Origin of the sequence: Streptomyces sp. ISL-100 (genome assembly GCF_018614615.1) — a bacterium.
Lineage (GTDB): Bacteria > Actinomycetota > Actinomycetes > Streptomycetales > Streptomycetaceae > Streptomyces.
The window spans coordinates 16,464-34,372 of the sequence record NZ_JAGGOK010000063.1 but is presented as its reverse complement, the minus strand read 5'-3'; the positions used below and the strand labels follow the sequence as shown (position 1 = coordinate 34,372).

Genomic DNA, 17,909 nt, shown 5'->3' with positions numbered 1-17,909 from the left:
TGATTGGCTCCTTTGCCCCGATAAGTGGCGTCGAGGTGAACGTACGGCGAACTCCGTGAGCGAACTCACCTCAGCGCGGCGTGAGGCCGCCCAGTGCGTAGTCGACAACGGCGTCCGCGTACTCGTGCGTGAGGGGGAGTGTGCGCAGCAGCCAGCGGTGGGCGAGCGGGGCGACGAGGAGTTCCAGGGCGATGCGCGGGTCGATTCCGGCTCGTACGTCGCCGGCTTCCTGCGCGGCGCGCAGCCGCTTCACGTACAGCTGGAGCTGCGGTTCGAGCAGCTTCTCGACAAACTCGGCGCCCACCTTCGGGTCGACGACGCCCGCGGCGGCGAGGGCGCGGGAGGGGGCTTCGTATTTCGGGTCGACGAGTTCGTCGACCGTGGCGCGCAGGACGGTCCTGAGGTCGGCCGCGAGGTCGCCGGTGTCCGGGATCTCGTACTCGCTCCCATCGGTTCCCGCCGCCTCCGCCGCCTGTTCGCCGAGGTCGATGAAGGCTTCGAGCAGGACGGCGGCCTTCGACGGCCACCAGCGGTAGATGGTCTGCTTGCCCACGCCGGCGCGGGCGGCGATGCCCTCGATCGTCGTCTTGGCGTAACCGACCTCGCCGACGAGGGAGAGGGCCGCTTCGTAGATCGCGCGGCGGGAGCGCTCGCTGCGGCGCGTGGTGTCGGGGGTTCTGGGGGTGCTGGGGGTTCTGGGGGTTCCGGTGGTTCCTGTCTCGGCCATGGGGGCCAATCTACCAGCGCGACGAGACGCCACGTCTCGCTGCATGGACACGGGCTGACCAGTCGGGAACCACCCGATCGGTTCACAGCGCGACAGGCCTGTTCGGCGCGACCATGGCTTCCTCACGGCACACTCTGTGCCCCATGCCGCTCGTGAGGAGCCCTCATTGCCTCGTGACGCCTCACCCCGCCGCTACCTGATGTGTCCCCCGGAGCACTTCAGGGTGACGTACTCCATCAATCCCTGGATGGACCCCGGAAAGCCGGTCGACCTGCCGCTCGCCCTCACCCAGTGGGAAGATCTGCGCGACCGCTACCGGAGCCTCGGCCACACCGTCGAACTCCTCACGCCCAGGCCCGGGCTGCCCGACATGGTGTACGCCGCCAACGGCGCCACCGTCATCGACGGGCGGGTGCTCGGCGCCCGGTTCGCGTACGCGGAGCGGGCGCAGGAGGCCGAGGCGCACCTGGAGTGGTTCCGCGCCCACGGCTTCACCGAGATCGGCGAGCCCGCGCACATCAACGAGGGCGAGGGCGACTTCGCCGTCACCTCGTCGTGGATCCTCGCCGGGCGCGGCTTCCGCTCCAGCCCGCTCGCGCACGACGAGGCGCAGGAGTTCTTCGGCCGCCCGGTCATCGGCCTGGACCTCGTCGACCCGCGCTACTACCACCTGGACACCGCGCTGGCCGTCCTGGACGACCGTACGGACGAAGTCATGTACTACCCCGGCGCCTTCTCCCCCGGCAGCCGGGCCGTCCTGGCCCGGCTCTTCCCGGACGCGATCATCGCGCAGGAGGCGGACGCGGCGGCGCTCGGGCTCAACGCGGTGAGCGACGGGCGGCACGTGCTGCTGCCGCAGACCGCGCTGGGGCTCTTCGAGCCGCTGCGGGCGCGCGGGTACGAGCCGGTCGGGATTGACCTCGGGGAGCTGCTCAAGGGCGGCGGCAGCGTGAAGTGCTGTACGCAGGAGCTGCGCGGGGAGGCGCGCGGCTAAGGCCTGTCCGACGGGGGCGGCGGCCATGCGTCGCCCCAGTCGATGTCGCGGGCCGCCCGGTAGAGGTCGCCGTGGCGCTTCTTGGTGACCGTTTCGCGGGTGAGCTCTTCCGGCTTCGTACACAGTTCCAGCAGGACCATGCCCTTGCGGATCTGCGGCCTGCGGATCACGCGGTTGGCGGCCGGATCGGCTTCTACGTCGCCGCGGACGGCGGCGACGTAACTGAACTTCTCGTCCTCGTACGGCAGCGAACCGCCCTTGACCTGACGGTGGAGGGAGGAGCGGCTGACCCGCGCCGAGAAGTGGCACCAGTCGGTGCCGGGCTCGATGGGGCAGGCGCCGCTGTGCGGGCAGGGGGCGGCGACGCTCATGCCGGCGTCGATCAGTTGCTGCCTGGCCTCGATGATGCGGAGGTAGCCGTCGGGGGTGCCGGGTTCGACGATCACGACGGCCTGGGCGGCGCGAGCGGCCTCCGTGACCACGGTGGCGCGGCCGGCGGGGGTGAGCTCCTTCAGGACGTACGACACGGTAACGAGATCGGCGCTCTCGATCCGGAGCGCCGATCCGATGCGAGAGCGTTGCCACGTCGCGGCGCGCAGCGCGGGTGACCCGGAGGCTTCGGCGAGCTCCCGGCCGAGCGCGAGGGCGGGTTCCGCCCAGTCGATGACGGTACTGGCCGCCTTCTCCTGCCACGCCTCCGCCACGGCCCAGGTCGCCGCACCGGTCCCCCCGCCAATGTCCGCGTGCGTCGCCGGAATCCACTCCGGGGCCGCGTCGCGCAGTGCGGCGAGCGCGGAACGTACCGCCTCGAAGGTCGCGGGCATCCGGTACGCGGCGTACGCGGCGACGTCGGAGCGGTCGCGGAGCACGGGGGCGCCGGTGGGGGTGGTCCCCCGGTAGTTCGCGATCAGCCGCTCGACGGCCTGTGCGGCCTGCTTGGGCGGCAGCCCGTCGAGAAGTCCGGCGAGTGCGCTGCGCAGGGCTTCTGCGGTGGGGAGGGTGGAGTTCACTGTCGAATTTTAGGCACTTCTGGAGTACGCCGGGGGCGCCCGTACGAGGGCCTGAGGGCCTTGCGGCCGAACTGATCTGCCACCACGCGCAGTTGCTACGCTGACGCCCGTTGACTTGACCATCGGGGGGACCATGGGACAGCGGGTCGTACGGGTGGCTCTGGTGGCTGGTGTGATCGCCCTCGCACTGCTGCTCCTGCTGGCGACGTGCGGCGGCGGCAGCGAGGGCGAGAAGCGGACGAAGCCCGAGCCCCCGAAACCCGCGAAGAAGACCGCGGCCGCCGGGCCCGCGACGCGGCTTGCGGTTCCTTCGGCGTACACCAACGAACAGGGCTGGCAGATCGCCAACGTCTCGCCGGACTACGCGGTCGCCCCGAGTGCGGGGCGGGTCGGCTACCTGGAGCGGGTGTCCGCCACCCGCTTCCGGCTGCGGACGGTAGACGCCGCGAGCGGCAAAAGGCAATGGGCGGGTGACGCCTGGCAGCCCCTGTCCGACCCCACATACTTCCCCCGGCTGCTGGCCGTGGCCAAGGACGGCCGGGAGTACTTCGTCACCTGGTCGTACGGAAAGGTCGGCGAGGACGCGCTGACCTCGGCCGACATGATCGTGGCGCTGGACGTGTACGACGTGGAAAGCGGTGCGCAGCAGCGGGTCGAGCTGCCCTGGGCGGACGTCCCGACGGTGAACGGCGCCGGCCCCGGCATCCTCGTCAGCGACGGCGGCGCGGACAGCGCCGTCGTGGACCCGGTGACGGGCCGGATCACCCACATCGCTGCTTCGGACCTCCGCTACCCGAAGGGGTGCGGGGACTGCCGGGTGCAGACCCAGGTGCGGGCGGTGACGGAGAAGGGGCTGCTGGTGAGCGGCCGCCGGGAGTTCTGGGTCCGGGACGGCTGGCACAGCCGAAAGACCGCTCCCGCCGGAACGGATTCGGCCTCGGGGGTGCCGACCTCGGTGACCGACGGCCGGGTTCTCGCCAGATGGCAGAAGAAGCGGGGCAGCAAAGGCGCCGCCGACTACGACGTGTGGGCAGTCCACGACACGACGACGGGGAAGGTACTGGCGAAGGCGGAGTGCCGGAAGCCGGCCATAGAGCCGGGGACGTACCCACAGGCGGCGGTGGCGCCGGAGGGCCGGTACATGGTGGCGGGCAGCCTGGGCTTCGACCTGGAGACGGGCGCCGGCCACTGCTTCGAGGAAGCGGACGGCACGAAGCCACTGTCGCTGACGATGGTCACGGACACGGGCACCGCGTACGGCACCACGACGACGCACACCCCGGTAGAAGCCGACCTCCCAACCTCCCGCCCAACAGCCCTCCCGACGAACGTGCACATCCCAGCGGTGGAGGTAGCGGGCACGGCCCTGTTCCCCTGGACCGACCGCAAGGACCACCCGCATTTGATCGCCTACGCACGGCGGGACTGAGACGGCGAGCGATCGGCCAGGCCGATGCGACGACGTGTGGGCGACGTGCGAGCGTCCGGCCCGACCGTGCTTGCAGCGGTGACAGAAGGCCGAACGAATCCGATCGTGCCAGGAGGAGATTCGTCTACCCCTCCTGGACATGTGAGGCCTAGCGCTCGGGGTGCCGCTAAGGTCCCGTCATGAACTGGGGAGACATACCCGCATGGGGCGCGTGCGTGATGGCCGCTACCGCTGTGGTGGTGAGCCTGAAGGCCCGGGGGGATGGGAAACGATCGGCGAACGCGGCCGAGAGGTCAGCTGTTGCGGCAGAAGAGACACTCGCCGACCAGCGACGCGAAGCGGCCGAACGGCGACTGGCTGAAGAAGAAGCCAACCGTCCTCGGGTCGACTTGGTCATCGAACACTCCAGACACACGTTGTGGCACCTCTACAACCGCGGAACTGCGACGGCCCACAACGTGATGATCGAGGGCGACCCTCCAGGACTACGCAGTCCCCTCCCCGCCGGCCTCACGCTCCGCCCTGGGGCGTTGCACGAGTTTTCACTGGTCAGCTCCGACCAAACTTCCCTCCCAGCTGTGATCAGTGTCTGTTGGGACGGGCAGCAGCACGATCCGGTTCCTCTTCGCGTTCCGCCGCCGGTCGGGTGACGGCCACACACTTTCGTCCTGGGCGCGGCGACGTGTACCCCTCCTACCTGTCGGAGGGAGGGGTACACGTCGTCTCAGGCGGCAGCCTGACGGGCGGAGCCGAGCTTGTCGGCGAGCCAATCGAGCCCCTTCCCGGTGAAGAAGGTCTGCTCGACCCATTGGTAGTTCGCCTGCACGAGCTTTACTTCCGCCCTGCCAGCCTTGATGTGGTTCTCGTAGGGCAGGCGCCGGTTCTGGATCTGGAGGAAGTGGATCTCCTGCGACCTCAGCAGCTTCATGAACTTAGTGCGGCCAAGACCGCCGGTTACGTCTGTGAGCGCCTTGGCGGCGGCGTTCATGTCGATGAGCCCGTCCGAGTCACAGAACGCGTCCCACTTACCAGCCTTCGGCGCAGCGATCGCGAGGACCTTCTTGGTGCTCACAAGCTCCTGAGCTGCAGCCACGTACTGCTGAGCCAGCGCAAGAATTCCCTCAGGGCTCGACACGTCCGGCGCAGGTGCTTGAACCAGCTCGGCTTCCCGGGCCTTGACCGCGAAATACGTCTTCGCGGCGGCTACCTCGGGCTTACGACCGTCGCCAGCAAGGGCAACGTGGTAGGCGCCGAAGCGGGTCAGACGGTAGTCGGACACCTTCTGCTGGCCCCAGCGACCACCCGGTATCACTTTCGCAGCACCGCGAAAGTGATCCAGCGGATCGAGGCCCGAAGCGGTAATCGTCTGCTGTGCCCTCGTGAGCACTTCCGCGAAGCGCTCCCAGCGGTCGTAGCTCATGAGGCGCTGTAGATCGCGGGCGGACCACCGCTCCTGTCCGCTGTGATCCAGCAGCATGATCTTGTCGAAGGGGCTGACCCCAGGGTTGCCTTCTTCATGAGGCAAGGTACTGTCCAGTACGGACAAGGTTTTCTCCCTTGAACTCAAGCTCCCGACGGATGGCACTCCGCGCGTGAGCTGCCCTAGGCCGCCTTCCGATCGAAGGCGGCCTTGTGTCGTTCAGGTTACGCCCAGTACCTGACACAGCGTGAGGTTCGCTTGAGGGGCACGTAGGCACTGGGTGTCAGCGCCTACTGAACTCCCTTCGAATCCACGGCGACCCCCGTCGTTTCGTGTCACTCGATGCCGCCTGATGTCGTTTCTGGGCGTGATGCACCGATCTGGCGTGACGGATGTCTCGCCATACGGACGATCGCTGACCTCCATATGTAAGGGGAGCTTCCCTGTCTCATTAGTTACGTAGCGGGCGCCGCCGATGTGGCGCCGGACCACTCACGCGCTGAAATTGTCGCGTTGATCCAAGAACGGCCGCATCTCGTGCACCGTACGCCTGGGGTGGCGCCGACGCCGCCGTGAAGGTCGAGGGGCCCCTCGCGGATCGGAATGGGCAAGTGCAGCTTGCTCCTGAGCTGGACAGGCCGGGTCAACTCACCAGCGCTGGGCGAGCGATTGTCCGTGCTCGGTCGTGCAGGTCGCGGGCGGTTGCGTTCTTCAGATGTGGGCGTAGGAGGCTGAACATCGTCTTCACGCGCTCGTCGGCGCGGCCGGACTGGACCATGGGGTAGTCGTCGAGGGCCTGGTGCCAGGTGGTGCAAGCCGATTCCAGGTGGCCGATCTCCAGTTGCCTCTCAGCCAGCGTGGCCCGGTGCCGAACCCGAGCACGGCGATAGACGCTGAAGCGCACCTTGTCCGACTCCTGCATGGCTTCGATGGCGCCGGCCACGTCGCCCAGTTCGTAACGGACCTGGCTGATGTGGTAGTTGAGCGCCGCCGGATCGTACGAGCCGAATGCCTTGCCGCGTGACTCGGCACGGTCCATGGCGGCCTCCGCCTCACGGATGTATCGCAAGGCACTCGTACGGTCGCCAGTCTGCGCAGCTGTGTGCGCTTGTTGCCCGGCAAGGAAGGCCCGCATCCGGGGACCGGCCTTCGGCGAGGCGGCGGCAGCGGCATTGGCCAGCTCCATTGCCTTGGCCCCGTAGCCCAGGTCGACCGCCTGGACGCTCATGCCGCGCAGAGTGGTGCAGTACGTCAGGTGATCCTCGGCCGCGACCGCCAGTTGCAGGGCGTTGACGTAGTAGCGCTGCGCAAGGCCGTGCAGCCCTTCGTCCACGGCCATGTAGCCAGTCAGGTACAGCAGGTCTGAGGCGGCGGACAGCATCGCTTGACGTACCTCCTCCGACGCGTCGGCGCGAAGGTATGAAGCCACGGTGTTGACCATGAACGAGGCGGCCATGGGACGTGCGTGACGACCGCCGAACTGGTCGTCGAGATCGGAGACTCGCTCCGTCATGGCGATGACCATGTCTACTTCGTTCATCCCGATACGCGCGGTGCGGCCGGACTGTACCGCCTCCGCACGCCCGATTACGTCCGGCCAACCGGGGATCGTCAGCGCCACGGAGAACAGACCGGCACCCAGGACGCTGCGGCGGGACGGGTCCATGTCTTGCCTCCCCAGGTCGATCATTCCCTCCACGGTATCCGTGGAGGGAATGGAGTGACTGCGGGGAACAGGCAAGCTCGCCTCAGCGTGCGTCACAGGTCGGCCGAGCCGGCGCGAGAGAGCTTCGAGAATGCATGCCCGCACGGCACTGCGTGGAACAGTGCCGCCGAGCCAGTGGCTCACCGCCGACTCGTCGTATCGCAGCGGTGTGCCGGTCTCTGCGCCGTGTGTCAGCCTGACGGTGAGGGAGTGCAAGCAGGGAGAGGCAGACTTCGCCGCACTGACGATGAAACCCGGGGAAGTGCGTCTGACGGCGGGTGCGGTCGGTACGGCGCCGCTCTTCCTCGTGTCGGCCGAGGATGTCTTGTACGCGTCCTGGGACCTTGCGGAGCTGCGCCCGCACCTACGGGTCGACCGGCTCGTACCCCGCGTCGTAGCCCGGACTCTGACCAGACAGCATCGGTACACCGCCGACACGCTGTTTGAGGGGGTGTACCGCCTCACCGAACGGGCAACAGCCGTCTTCACTTCCTCGGGCCTCAGGGTGCAATACCCCGAGCCCGCCGAGCATGTACTCGCACCGCGTCCTCTGCGCCCCGACGTGGATCCGCTCGACGTATTCGACTCCCTGCTGTCCGAGGCAGTCCGCGAAGCCCCGACGGCGATCGGGTGCGTCGGCATTGAACTTTCGGGCGGATCCGACTCCGCCAACGTCGCCTTGTCAGTGAGTTCGGCCGGCTACAACGCGGTGCACAGCTTCGGGTTGCTGATGGGCGGAAGCGTCGGGGCACAGCAGCGAGAGCGTCGGCGGGCATTGGTGGACCACTGCGGCTTTCGCGACACGGCCGCTCCTGCCATGCGACTTCCCCCATTCGTACCGGGTGGAGTGCGCGCCCTCGGTACGCCCCACGACCCCGTCGGCGCGTTCTACCAAGAAACGTTCGACGTGATCCGCAAGCAAGCAGCCGCACGAGCCTGTGAGGTCATGTTCACGGGCAGCGGCGGCGACGAGACCAACGCTCACCATTCGAGAACGAGTGCCAGACTCCCTGCGACGGACCCCGTTCCGTGGCTCGGCAACGAGGCAGCACGAGCACTGGCCGACGTCAACGAGCACCTGGCACCGATTCCGGTACTCCCGGTGCCAACGCTCATGGCGTTCGGGCTCCACAATCCGGGTTTCCTTCGGGTCGGAATCTGGCCCGTAAGCCCGCTCGTACACCCTCGCATCGTGCGGTTCATGGAGCAGCTACCGCACGAGTACAAGCGCGGAAAGGCTCTGTTCCGCGAGCGGCTAAGGCGTGCGGGACTGCCCGAGTCGGTCGCCTCGCCGGCGGAACCGGAGAATTTCCTTGGCGTCATGGAAGCGGGAATGCGCTCCTTCGGGCTACCTACCCTGGCCGGCATGGTGCGGGATTCACTGTTGGTGGACCTCGGATACGTTGACCCCAAAGCGCTTGCGCAGGCCAGGGAGGACGCCGAGCACGCGCCCGTGGTGCCCGATCTGCTGTGCGACGTGCTCGCCTTGGAAGTCGGGCTGCGGAGCCTCATGTGACCAGCCCCGACGTGGAAGCCGAACGCATGGAAGCAACAAACCTCTTCTATCGAGACCCCGCACTGTATGACGCGATCCAGTCGGACAGCGGCAGCGCCGAGGCATGCCAAGCCCTGATCGAACGCCATCGGCCGGATGCGACCACGCTGGTGGATTTCGGATGCGGTACGGGGCGCGACTTGGAGATCTTGGCCAAGCGCTTCGACTGCGTCGGCGTGGACCTACAGACCGGATTGGTCGACTACGCGCATCGAGTACGGTCCGGGCTGGACATCCGCGCCGGCGACATGCGAACCGTTCGGCTCCAACAACGCATGGACGCCGTGACCTGCCTCGGCAATTCTCTGGCCTACCTGCACGACAACGACGAGATCAGCCAAGCGTTCGCTACTTTCGCCGCACACGCACGACCGGGCGCACTCCTGGTGCTCTGCTCGCCCGTAGCGCCCATCATTCGCCCCGAGCCCATCAGTGCCGTTGTCGAGACTCCGGACGGACCCGCGCGGGTCGCAATCGGCTATGAGTGGGACCTACGGACTCAGATCAACACCATGCACAGGAGATGGGTGCTCGCCTCCGGGAGCGATGCCCAGGACGAGATCCGGCGGCGTGTCCTGTTCCCGCGGGAACTGGAGCGCTACGCGTCAGCCGCAGGATTCGAGATCGTGGACATGGTCGACGGGTCCGGGGGGACCGGACTCAGCGGTCCGACTGCGTACACAGTGGCCCGGTACACGCGCTGACGCTCCAACACGTCTGTCACACCGGCACGGGTGAACGCCTCCACGGGCGGCACAGGGCCGCGAAGCACGTCAGTGAGGCCAGGGCGCACGTCAGCTGGACCACTGCCATCGGGACCGCCGTCGCCTCGCCCGCGATGCCGACCAGGGGTGATGCGATCGCGCCGATCAGGAACGATGACGTACCGAGCAGCGCGGACGCCGAGCCCGCCGCGTGCGGGGTGCGCATCAGGGCCAGGGCGTTGGTGTTGGGGAGGGCCAGGCCCATCGACGACATCAGGACGAAGAGGCCGGCCGCGACGGGCACCAGACCGACCTTGCCGAATACGCCCGTGGACATCAGCAGCAGGGCCAGGGACGCGAGGGCGATCACGGTCAGGCCCGTGGCCAGCACCTTGTCCATGCTGACCCGGCCCACCAGCAGTTTGCCGTTGATCTGGCCGACCGCGATCAGGCCGACCGAGTTGATGCCGAAGAGCAGGCTGAAGGTTTGGGGCGACGCGCCGTAGATCTCCTGGACGACGAAGGGGGACGCGGCTATGTACGCGAAGAGGGCCGCGAAAGCGAGGCCGCCGGCCAGTACGTAGCCGGTGAAGACGCGGTCCGCGAGCAGGCCGCGCATCGTACGGAGGGCTTCGCCGACGCCTCCCTCGTGCCGCCGGTCCACCGGCAGCGTCTCGTGCAGCCACTTCCACACCACGAGGGTGAGGAGGACGCCGACAGCGGTGAGGACTACGAAGATGCCGCGCCAGTCGGTCAGGCGGAGCACCTGGCCGCCTATGACGGGCGCGATGACCGGCGCGACGCCGGAGATCAGCATGAGGGTGGAGAAGAAACGGGCCATCTCCACGCCGTCGTAGAGGTCACGGACGACCGCCCGGGCGATCACGATGCCCGCCGCCCCCGCGAGCCCCTGGAGCAGGCGGAAGGCGATCAGGAGCTCGGTGGAGGGCGCGAAGGCGCAGATCGCGGTGGCTACGACGTACACGATCATGCCGAGGAGGAGGGGCTTCCGGCGGCCGAACCTGTCGCTCATCGGGCCGACCACCAGCTGCCCCAGCGCCATGCCGGCCAGGCACGCGGTCAGCGTGAGCTGCACGGTCGCGGCGGGCGAGCGCAGGGATTCCGTGACCTCGGGGAGAGCCGGGAGGTACATGTCCATGGAGAGCGGTGGCAGCGCGGTGAGCCCGCCGAGCACCAGCGTGACCAGGAGGCTTGTGCGTCGGGCGGCGGGGGTCAGGATCGCGCTTTCGGCAGCGCTTTCCACCCCCGTGCCGGATATGTGACCTTGCGTGGACTGGCCTGTCTCCGGCATTCGCATCTCCATGTCGTTGAATCTGCACCTATGCTCTCAGCTCGTCCAGAGTGGTCGAGACCTTTTCCTGGGGGCTGGGATGAGCAAGGAAACCGTGCGGTGGGGCGTGCTGGCGACGGGCGGCATCGCGTCGTCGTTCACCACGGACCTGATGGCGATGCGCGAAACCGACGGCGCGGAGGTGGTCGCGGTCGCTTCCCGTACGACGGCGAAGGCGAAGGCATTCGCCGACCGGTTCGGGATACCGCGGGCGTACGGAAGCTGGGCGGAGCTCGCCGCGGACGAGGACATCGACGTCGTGTACGTCGCCGGCCCGCACTCCGCGCACCGGGAGGCCGCCGGCCTGTGCCTGGAGGCGGGCCGTGCGGTGCTGTGCGAGAAGGCGTTCACGCTCAACTCCCGGGAGGCCGAGGAACTGGTCGCCGTGGCCCGGCGCCACGACCGCTTCCTGATGGAGGCGATGTGGATGTACTGCAACCCCGTCGTCCGGCGGTTGGTGGAGCTGGTGCGGGACGGCGCGATCGGTGAAGTACGGACCGTACACGCCGACTTCGGGCTCGCCGGGCCGTTCGACGCCGAGCACCGGCTGCGTGACCCCGCGCTCGGCGGCGGGGCGCTCCTCGACCTCGGTGTGTACCCGGTGTCGTTCGCGCATCTGCTGCTGGGCGAGCCCGACCGCGTACAGGCGGACGCACTCCTGTCCCCGGAGGGCGTCGACCTGAACACCGGCATGCTCCTCGGGTGGGATTCGGGTGCGGCTGCGCTGCTGAGCTGTTCCATCACCGCCGACACCCCCATCACGGCGGCCGTGACGGGGACGAAGGGCCGGATCGAGCTCGGGCGCGGATTCTTCTACCCGGACAGGTTTGTGCTGCACCGGAACGGGGCGGACCCGGAGGAGTTCACCGCCAGGGTCGACAGCCGTCACAGCCTCCAGTACGAAGCCGCCGAGGTGATGCGCTGCCTGCGCGCGGGCGAGAAGGAGTCGCCGCTCGTGCCGCTGGCCGGCAGCCTCGCCGTCATGCGGACGCTCGACGCGGTGCGTGACCGCATCGGCGTCCGCTACCCGGGGGATCAGAACTGAGCGGGAACCAGGCGGGCTTCAGGCCCGGGTTCCCCGCCTCCGTCACCAGCGATGCCGCCGTCGTGACCGGCGCGCCGGGCGTCGTCACCGCGGACACCGTCCAGGAGTGGCGCGGGGCGTCGCGCCGCTTTCATGTACGTGTCACGTACGCTGCTGGGCCATGAACCCTCAGACGAAGACCGCCGTCGTGACCGGAGCGGGCTCGGGCATCGGCCGGGCCGTCGCCATCGCCCTCGCCGGGGCGGGCTGGTCGGTGGCGCTGGCAGGACGGCGTACCGCACCCCTCGAAGAGACCGCGCAGGAAGCGGGCGGCGAGACCTTGTGCGTACAGGCGGACGTGTCGATTCCGGACGACGTGAACGCCCTCTTCGCCGCCGTACACGAGCGGTACGGACGCCTCGACCTGCTCTTCAACAACGCGGGTACGTTCGGGCCGCGCGGCGTGCCGCTGGAGGACATCAGGTACGAGGAGTGGCGCGCGGTCGTCGACGTGAACGTCACGGGCGCGTTCCTGTGCGCGCAGGCGGCGTACCGGCAGATGAAGGATCAGGACCCGCAGGGCGGCCGGATCATCAACAACGGCTCGATCTCGGCGCACGCGCCCCGGCCGCACTCCATCGCGTACACGACCACCAAGCACGCCATGACGGGCCTGACCAAGTCCCTCTCACTCGACGGCCGGCCGTACCGGGTCGCGTGCGGCCAGATCGACATCGGCAACGCGGCGACGGACATGACGGAGCGCATGCAGGCCGGAATCCTTCAGGCGAGCGGCGAGCTGATGGAGGAGCCGGTGATGGATGTACGGGACGTGGCGCGCACGGTGCTGCACATGGCGGAGCTCCCGCTTGAGGCGAATGTGCAGTTCGCGACGGTGCTGGCGACGACGATGCCGTACGTCGGGCGAGGCTGAGCGATCACGGGAACACCTGAGCGGCTTCCGCCGTTGGGCGCGGTATGAAGTCATTCACCGACACCGACGTCCTTCGTTACACCGCCTTCTCGACCGACCCGGAGGGCGGCAATCCAGCAGGCGTCGTCCTGGACGCGGCCGGGCTCGACGACGCGGGCATGCTGGCCGTGGCGGCCGAGCTGGGTTACAGCGAGACCGCGTTCCTCACGGAGGAGCTGGAGCCCGGACGCGCCTTCACCGTCCGCTACTTCAGCCCGAAGGCCGAGGTCCCGTTCTGCGGCCATGCCACGGTCGCGACGGCCGTCGCGCTCGCCGAGCACCGGGGCCGCCCCGGCGACCTGGTGTTCGAGACGCAGGCCGGCACGGTCCCGGTGAAGGTGACCGAGAGCGCCGACGGTACGTACCGCGCCACCCTCACCAGCGTCGAGCCGCGCGTCGAGGACGTGGCGGAGGGTGATGTGGCGGAGGCACTGGCCGCGCTGGACTGGCCGGCCGCCGACCTGGACCCGGCGTTCCCGCCGCGCATCGGGTACGCCGGCGCCCGCCACCTGATCCTGGCGGCGGCGACCCGCGAGCGGCTGGCGCGGCTGTCGTACGACTTCGAGCGGTTGGCCGCGCTGATGCGCCGCCTGGATCTGACGACGGTGCAGCTGGTGTGGCGGGAGGACGCGACGACGTTCCACGTCCGCGACCCGTTCCCGGTGGGCGGCGTCGTCGAGGACCCGGCAACGGGCGCGGCGGCGGCGGCTTTCGGGGCGTACGCACGCGAACTGGGCCTGGTCCCGGCGGATTCGACCCTCACCCTCCACCAGGGCGTCGACATGGGCCGCCCCGGCGTCCTGACGGTCGAACTCCGCGCGGGCGACGGGCGGATCAGGGTCGGCGGCGCGGGCGCGCGCATCCCGGAAAAGGCGTCCGGCGGCTCGAACGCGTGAACCCCTGACCGGACCGGGTCCTTACGCAAGGTGCGCCCTTACACTCCTCTCCACAACTCACACACACGGAGTGCACCTTGCGCATACATGTTGCCGCTCTCGCCGCCGCAGCGGCATCCCTGCTCGTCGTCGCCACCCCCGCTCAGGCGGCCGCGCACCAGGGCGGACTACACCTCGGGAAGATCCAGTACAACAGCCCGGGCAGCGACAACCGCAGCAACACCTCGCTGAACGCCGAGTGGGTCGACATCCACAACAACACGGCCTCGTCGATCCAGCTCAGCGGCTACAAGCTGAAGGACAACACGGGCTACACGTACACCTTCGGCACGTACCGGATCGGCGCCTACAAGACGGTCCGCATCCACACGGGCAAGGGCACGAACACGGCGGCCGACCGCTACTGGGGCCGCGCCTCGTACGTCTGGAACAACACCAGCGACAAGGCCCGCCTGATCAAGCCCAGCGGCACCCAGCTGGACTCGTGCTCCTGGACGACGAGCAACAACGGCACGAAGTACTGCCACTGATTGGCTTGTACTGCCACTGATTGCCTTGGCGAACGCAGCGGCGGCAATCCCCAGAAATGGGGCATTGCCGCTGTTGCTGGTCAGGGTGGAGAATGACGGTCACAGGCCCTGCGCGCACGAAAGAAGATGCGGGCCATGAACCGCTGCAGGCCGCTCACCACCGCCGTCCTCGCGCTCACACTGACTACGGGCACCGCCCTTGCCGCATGCGGCGGCGGAAACGAGGCGGGCGAGAAGAACGACGGCGGTGCCGTGACCTCGCAGGAGACCAGGCCGCGCGAAGACACCCCGCCGCCACGCGAGGACACCACGCCACCCCGCGAAGAGACTTCCCCCAAGCCACCTCCTGAGCCACCACCTGAGCCACCTCCCAAGCGCTCTCCAGAGCCCCCTCCTCCGAACGAGCCCGCCCCTCAGGGCGAAAGAGAGGAAAGGGAGGAGGAAGCGGAGAGTGAGCCTCCCGCGCCGCCAGTCACCGAGAGCCGATCGACCGTGGTCGAGCGAATAGTTGACGGCGACACCATCGAGGTCAGCGGAGACGGCGAGATCCTCCCCAGGGACTCATCACTGCGCGTACGCCTTCTGGCGATCGACGCCCCTGAGGAAGGAACGTGCTACAGCGACGAAGCAACCGCACGCCTGGAGCAGCTGTTGCCCGTGGGCTCGACCGTTCGCATCGAGCGGGACAAGGACCTCAAGGACAGGTACGACCGCTACCTGCTGTACGTCTGGAACGAAAAGGGCGAGTTCGTGAACGAATCCCTGGCGCGTACGGGGCACGCCGAGGCGGTTCTCTTCGAACCCAACGACAAGCACTGGCCGACCATCTCGCAGGCCGGCGACGCCGCCGAGCTGAACGACTCAGGCCTCTGGTCCGCCTGCGCCCCCGAAACAGACACCCCCACACCGCCCGACACTCCCCCACCGGCCGACACTCCCCCACCGCCCGATACCCCGCCGCCCGCCGACACCCCGGAGCCGGCCACCCCCGAGGGCACCTATCCCCCCGGCCCACCGCCCGGCCCGGACCTCGATTGCTCGGACCTGCCGGGCCCCGTCATGGTCGGCACCGACGACCCCCACCGCCTCGACCGCGACGGAGACGGCATCGGTTGCGAATGAGATGAACTGATCCCCCCTCGGACGCGCCTAGGCCTGCCCCGTTTCGAAGCGGGCGATCTTTCCGCCGTCGATGATGAAGTCCCAGACGGTGCGCATCTCGCCCCAGGTCTCATTGCGGTAGCGGACCAGCAAGGACCGGCCGCCCGCCCTCTCCGACTCGACGTCCATGTGCCCGGCCGAGGAGAAGATCTCCCGCTCCGTCCACTCGCCGAGATCTCTCTCGGTCCCGTCGTCGGACATGGTGGCCGCGGGGGCCAGAGCGTCCTGGAACGCCTCGCGGTCATTGGCGTTGACCGCGGCGACGAACGCGCGCACGGCCGGCTCCGAAAGCTGATCGACAGACATGACCACGGCGAGTCTCCTCGTTCGTTTCGGCGCCCCCGGTCAAGGATGCGCCCTGTGGTCGGACGACGATCCCTGTGACACGTCCGGGGCAGCCACCGATCGGGAGCGTGACAGAGAATTCACGCACGTCCTACCTGTACGGCGGCAGCCTCGCGGTCTTGACCTGTTCACCGCCGCCATCGAGCTCCTTTAGGCCGAAAACCCATCGGAGGCCGGTGTCGGCCACCACCCCTTCTTCCGGCCCGCCTTCCACTGTCCGATCTACTGCCGCGCCCTGGGCTGTGGGCCGTTGCGGCATTACGCTCAACTGGCCGTGCGGTCCTCTCGCCCGCCGGCCGACGACCAGGGGGCATGTGGATCTTGATTGTCCTGGCGTTACTGCCCCTGGCCATGGTCCTGTGGGGCCTGGCAGGCCAAGTCAGCCGGCAAGTGGACAGCCAGTACGCCGGCGAAGTGATCGCCCAATTCAAGCGAGAAGTGACCCTGACCACCGGCATGCGCCACGACAGTGTGCTGACAATCCGTGCTGATGGCGGCCACGAGTTCACAGTGCAGGTCAGCCCGGAGGTGTACGACCTGTTCGTCGTTGGTGACCGCATCGTCAAGCTGCCCGGCGCACGCTGGCCCATGAAGGCGGAATAGCGAGCGCCTCCCCGGGAAACGCGGGCAACCACTTCCTCGCGCCGAGCCGTCGTGGAACGACGTCAGGGAGCAGGCGTTCCGCCGGCGCTCTGACCGCCCGGTGATGTCGCGGCAGGATCCTGAGCCGGCGACGCCGACTGAGGGGGCACTTGGGCCTGAGCCTCTGCGTTCATCGTTCTGCCAGTTCTGTTGACGAACCCGTTCATCGCCTGGGTTGCGATGGTTTTCTTCAAGACGAAGATGGAGGTCACGGAGGTGAGCGGGATTCCACAGAGGGTGACACACCAGCCCGGATGGCCTTTGAGGACCAGCTGGTAGCCCAGCCAGATGAAGCCGATGACGAGCAACCCGGAAACACAAATACCAAGGACGGCCACGGCAGTGTTCATCATTGCGCTTCTGAACGCGACTCGGGCCGGGTAGTTGATGGCCTTGAAGGCCAGCTTCAGATTCTTCGGTTTGACGCCCTCAAGTTGTTTAGTGAGGTCGATCAGGCGATCGACGTCAACCTTGTCGGCGTTGACTTCCGCAGCGTGAGGCATCAACGCGCCTCGCTCACGTCAGACGGACGAGCCTCGCTCACGTCGGAAGCCAGTCGCCTCAGCGTGCGAGCGACCACGTGATTGACACTGGCTGCCTGCATCAAGTGCTCTACAGAAATTCCGCGTCCATCATTCTGGCTCGAATAGCGGTCGGGAGATTGCTCCGCGTCCGTGTACTCGGTCATGATTTCCCCAAGAATGGCGTTGGCTAACTCGGGGTTGTCCTGACTGAGGCGCAAAAGCTGCTTGGTCTCCAAGTCGGAGACTTTGGAATCTGCCATTTGGCGCAGAACGGCGCGCATAGCTTGGGCGTTTTTCAGTGCAAGCGCCTGTCGAGTCAGAGTCCACCGAAGGACAGCGAAGAAGAGGACAATCGCAAGTGTGGCGCTGGCCGAAATCGCGCTGACGGCGATGAGAGGCCAGGCAGTGTCGCTGGCCATGGCGATCGTGCACAGCACCAACGTTGACACGGCGCAGAGAAAACTCCCAGTTACCGCTGTGATGCGCAACTTTGAGAGCGGTCTGTGCGTGTCACCGATATCCCTGACACTGCCTTCGCGCGCCCTTTCCTCTTTGGCTTCCACGACAGAGAGAGCGGCGATCAGCGCCTCGACCCCCTCGTCGAAAGTCCGACTCGGTGCCGGCTGGACGCTTGGCCGGGCCGACAACACACGGCTGGTCGGATCGAGAACGCTCAACATACCTGCGGTGAAGTTCGGTCCCATGACACCCCCCTGGGAGCACGCACGTTAGGTCTACCCAACGTAGCAGATCAACAACACTTTGTGATCCCGGTCACTCGGTTCAACGTAGCGGAGTCGCGGTCCGCCTGACCAAAGAAAATGGAGGATTGACCCGGCTGAAAATAGCAGAATCGATTCTTTTGTTCGAAATCAATCGAACACTCTTCTCCTCTGTTCACGCAGGCCACTTATACAAA

General features: G+C 67.7%; 18 protein-coding genes. 10 read left to right on the top strand and 8 right to left on the bottom strand.

Features of this window, described 5'->3' with window-relative positions; genetic code table 11:
* Positions 1–70: 70 nt before the first annotated feature.
* The gene (locus J7E89_RS27100; protein WP_214977064.1) at positions 71–727 is read right to left on the bottom strand and encodes a TetR/AcrR family transcriptional regulator; all 657 of its coding nucleotides are present in this window, start codon (positions 725–727) and stop codon (positions 71–73) included.
* Between the two features lie 136 nt (positions 728–863).
* On the opposite strand from J7E89_RS27100, the gene ddaH reads away from it, so the two are divergent.
* Complete coding sequence (gene ddaH / locus J7E89_RS27095; protein ID WP_374196892.1) at positions 864–1,721, top strand: dimethylargininase; 858 nt, start codon at positions 864–866, stop codon at positions 1,719–1,721.
* Here the strand turns inward: ddaH and J7E89_RS27090 are convergent.
* Complete coding sequence (locus J7E89_RS27090) at positions 1,718–2,731, bottom strand: small ribosomal subunit Rsm22 family protein (protein ID WP_214977063.1); 1,014 nt, start codon at positions 2,729–2,731, stop codon at positions 1,718–1,720. The two genes, ddaH and J7E89_RS27090, sit on opposite strands and share 4 nt — an antisense overlap.
* 115 nt (positions 2,732–2,846) lie before the next feature.
* Between J7E89_RS27090 and J7E89_RS27085 the strand changes: the two genes are divergently transcribed.
* The gene (locus J7E89_RS27085) at positions 2,847–4,160 is read left to right on the top strand and encodes a hypothetical protein (RefSeq protein ID WP_308315617.1); all 1,314 of its coding nucleotides are present in this window, start codon (positions 2,847–2,849) and stop codon (positions 4,158–4,160) included.
* Between the two features lie 724 nt (positions 4,161–4,884).
* Here the strand turns inward: J7E89_RS27085 and J7E89_RS27080 are convergent.
* Together J7E89_RS27080 and J7E89_RS27075 are read right to left on the bottom strand one after the other, a co-directional pair.
* Positions 4,885–5,706 carry a phage antirepressor KilAC domain-containing protein gene (locus J7E89_RS27080; RefSeq protein WP_214977062.1) on the bottom strand — a complete coding sequence of 274 codons (822 nt, stop codon included), beginning with the start codon at positions 5,704–5,706 and terminating at the stop codon, positions 4,885–4,887.
* Between the two features lie 517 nt (positions 5,707–6,223).
* Positions 6,224–7,279: a transcriptional regulator gene (locus tag J7E89_RS27075; protein WP_214977061.1), complete on the bottom strand. Its 1,056-nt coding sequence runs from the start codon at positions 7,277–7,279 to the stop codon at positions 6,224–6,226.
* Between the two features lie 97 nt (positions 7,280–7,376).
* On the opposite strand from J7E89_RS27075, the gene J7E89_RS27070 reads away from it, so the two are divergent.
* Together J7E89_RS27070 and J7E89_RS27065 are read left to right on the top strand one after the other, a co-directional pair.
* Positions 7,377–8,801 (top strand): asparagine synthase-related protein, encoded by a 1,425-nt coding sequence (locus tag J7E89_RS27070; protein ID WP_214977060.1) that lies wholly within the window; start codon positions 7,377–7,379, stop codon positions 8,799–8,801.
* Positions 8,802–8,827: 26 nt separating this feature from the next.
* Positions 8,828–9,544, top strand: a complete 717-nt coding sequence (locus J7E89_RS27065) for a bifunctional 2-polyprenyl-6-hydroxyphenol methylase/3-demethylubiquinol 3-O-methyltransferase UbiG (RefSeq protein WP_214977101.1) — start codon at positions 8,828–8,830, stop codon at positions 9,542–9,544.
* 16 nt (positions 9,545–9,560) lie between these two features.
* On the opposite strand, the gene J7E89_RS27060 is transcribed toward J7E89_RS27065, so the two are convergent.
* Entirely contained in the window at positions 9,561–10,856 is a 1,296-nt protein-coding gene (locus tag J7E89_RS27060) for a Bcr/CflA family multidrug efflux MFS transporter (RefSeq protein ID WP_214977059.1), read from the bottom strand.
* A 79-nt stretch (positions 10,857–10,935) separates the two neighbouring features.
* Here J7E89_RS27060 and J7E89_RS27055 point away from each other — a divergent pair, with 79 nt between their 5' ends.
* The 5 genes from J7E89_RS27055 (at position 10,936) to J7E89_RS27035 (ending at position 15,440) form a co-directional block, all read left to right on the top strand.
* The gene (locus J7E89_RS27055) at positions 10,936–11,940 is read left to right on the top strand and encodes a Gfo/Idh/MocA family protein (RefSeq protein WP_214977058.1); all 1,005 of its coding nucleotides are present in this window, start codon (positions 10,936–10,938) and stop codon (positions 11,938–11,940) included.
* A 160-nt stretch (positions 11,941–12,100) separates the two neighbouring features.
* On the top strand, positions 12,101–12,853 hold the full coding sequence (locus tag J7E89_RS27050; protein WP_214977057.1) for an SDR family oxidoreductase: 753 nt from the start codon (positions 12,101–12,103) through the stop codon (positions 12,851–12,853).
* 44 nt (positions 12,854–12,897) lie between these two features.
* Positions 12,898–13,788 (top strand): PhzF family phenazine biosynthesis protein, encoded by an 891-nt coding sequence (locus tag J7E89_RS27045; RefSeq protein ID WP_214977056.1) that lies wholly within the window; start codon positions 12,898–12,900, stop codon positions 13,786–13,788.
* A 77-nt stretch (positions 13,789–13,865) separates the two neighbouring features.
* Positions 13,866–14,318 (top strand): lamin tail domain-containing protein, encoded by a 453-nt coding sequence (locus J7E89_RS27040; protein WP_214977055.1) that lies wholly within the window; start codon positions 13,866–13,868, stop codon positions 14,316–14,318.
* A gap of 135 nt (positions 14,319–14,453) precedes the next feature.
* Complete coding sequence (locus J7E89_RS27035) at positions 14,454–15,440, top strand: thermonuclease family protein (protein WP_214977054.1); 987 nt, start codon at positions 14,454–14,456, stop codon at positions 15,438–15,440.
* A gap of 27 nt (positions 15,441–15,467) precedes the next feature.
* Here J7E89_RS27035 and J7E89_RS27030 read toward each other — a convergent pair whose 3' ends face one another.
* Positions 15,468–15,791, bottom strand: coding sequence for a nuclear transport factor 2 family protein (locus J7E89_RS27030; RefSeq protein ID WP_374196891.1), 324 nt, complete (start codon positions 15,789–15,791; stop codon positions 15,468–15,470).
* A 345-nt stretch (positions 15,792–16,136) separates the two neighbouring features.
* Here J7E89_RS27030 and J7E89_RS27025 point away from each other — a divergent pair, with 345 nt between their 5' ends.
* Complete coding sequence (locus tag J7E89_RS27025; protein ID WP_214977052.1) at positions 16,137–16,427, top strand: hypothetical protein; 291 nt, start codon at positions 16,137–16,139, stop codon at positions 16,425–16,427.
* Between the two features lie 62 nt (positions 16,428–16,489).
* On the opposite strand, the gene J7E89_RS27020 is transcribed toward J7E89_RS27025, so the two are convergent.
* Together J7E89_RS27020 and J7E89_RS27015 are read right to left on the bottom strand one after the other, a co-directional pair.
* Positions 16,490–16,969, bottom strand: coding sequence for a hypothetical protein (locus J7E89_RS27020; protein ID WP_214977051.1), 480 nt, complete (start codon positions 16,967–16,969; stop codon positions 16,490–16,492).
* Positions 16,969–17,694, bottom strand: coding sequence for a hypothetical protein (locus tag J7E89_RS27015; RefSeq protein WP_214977050.1), 726 nt, complete (start codon positions 17,692–17,694; stop codon positions 16,969–16,971). The genes J7E89_RS27020 and J7E89_RS27015 overlap by 1 nt, the downstream gene beginning before the upstream one ends.
* Between the last annotated feature and the right edge of the window lie 215 nt (positions 17,695–17,909).

Coding starts and splice junctions, on each gene's coding strand:
- J7E89_RS27020 (WP_214977051.1), bottom strand. CDS start 16,969: ATGCCTCACGCTGCGGAAGTCAACGCCGACAAGGTTGACGTCGATCGC.
- J7E89_RS27050 (WP_214977057.1), top strand. CDS start 12,101: ATGAACCCTCAGACGAAGACCGCCGTCGTGACCGGAGCGGGCTCGGGC.
- J7E89_RS27100 (WP_214977064.1), bottom strand. CDS start 727: ATGGCCGAGACAGGAACCACCGGAACCCCCAGAACCCCCAGCACCCCC.
- J7E89_RS27060 (WP_214977059.1), bottom strand. CDS start 10,856: ATGCCGGAGACAGGCCAGTCCACGCAAGGTCACATATCCGGCACGGGG.
- J7E89_RS27065 (WP_214977101.1), top strand. CDS start 8,828: ATGGAAGCAACAAACCTCTTCTATCGAGACCCCGCACTGTATGACGCG.
- J7E89_RS27025 (WP_214977052.1), top strand. CDS start 16,137: ATGTGGATCTTGATTGTCCTGGCGTTACTGCCCCTGGCCATGGTCCTG.
- J7E89_RS27055 (WP_214977058.1), top strand. CDS start 10,936: ATGAGCAAGGAAACCGTGCGGTGGGGCGTGCTGGCGACGGGCGGCATC.
- J7E89_RS27015 (WP_214977050.1), bottom strand. CDS start 17,694: ATGGGACCGAACTTCACCGCAGGTATGTTGAGCGTTCTCGATCCGACC.
- J7E89_RS27035 (WP_214977054.1), top strand. CDS start 14,454: ATGAACCGCTGCAGGCCGCTCACCACCGCCGTCCTCGCGCTCACACTG.
- J7E89_RS27045 (WP_214977056.1), top strand. CDS start 12,898: ATGAAGTCATTCACCGACACCGACGTCCTTCGTTACACCGCCTTCTCG.
- J7E89_RS27070 (WP_214977060.1), top strand. CDS start 7,377: ATGCATGCCCGCACGGCACTGCGTGGAACAGTGCCGCCGAGCCAGTGG.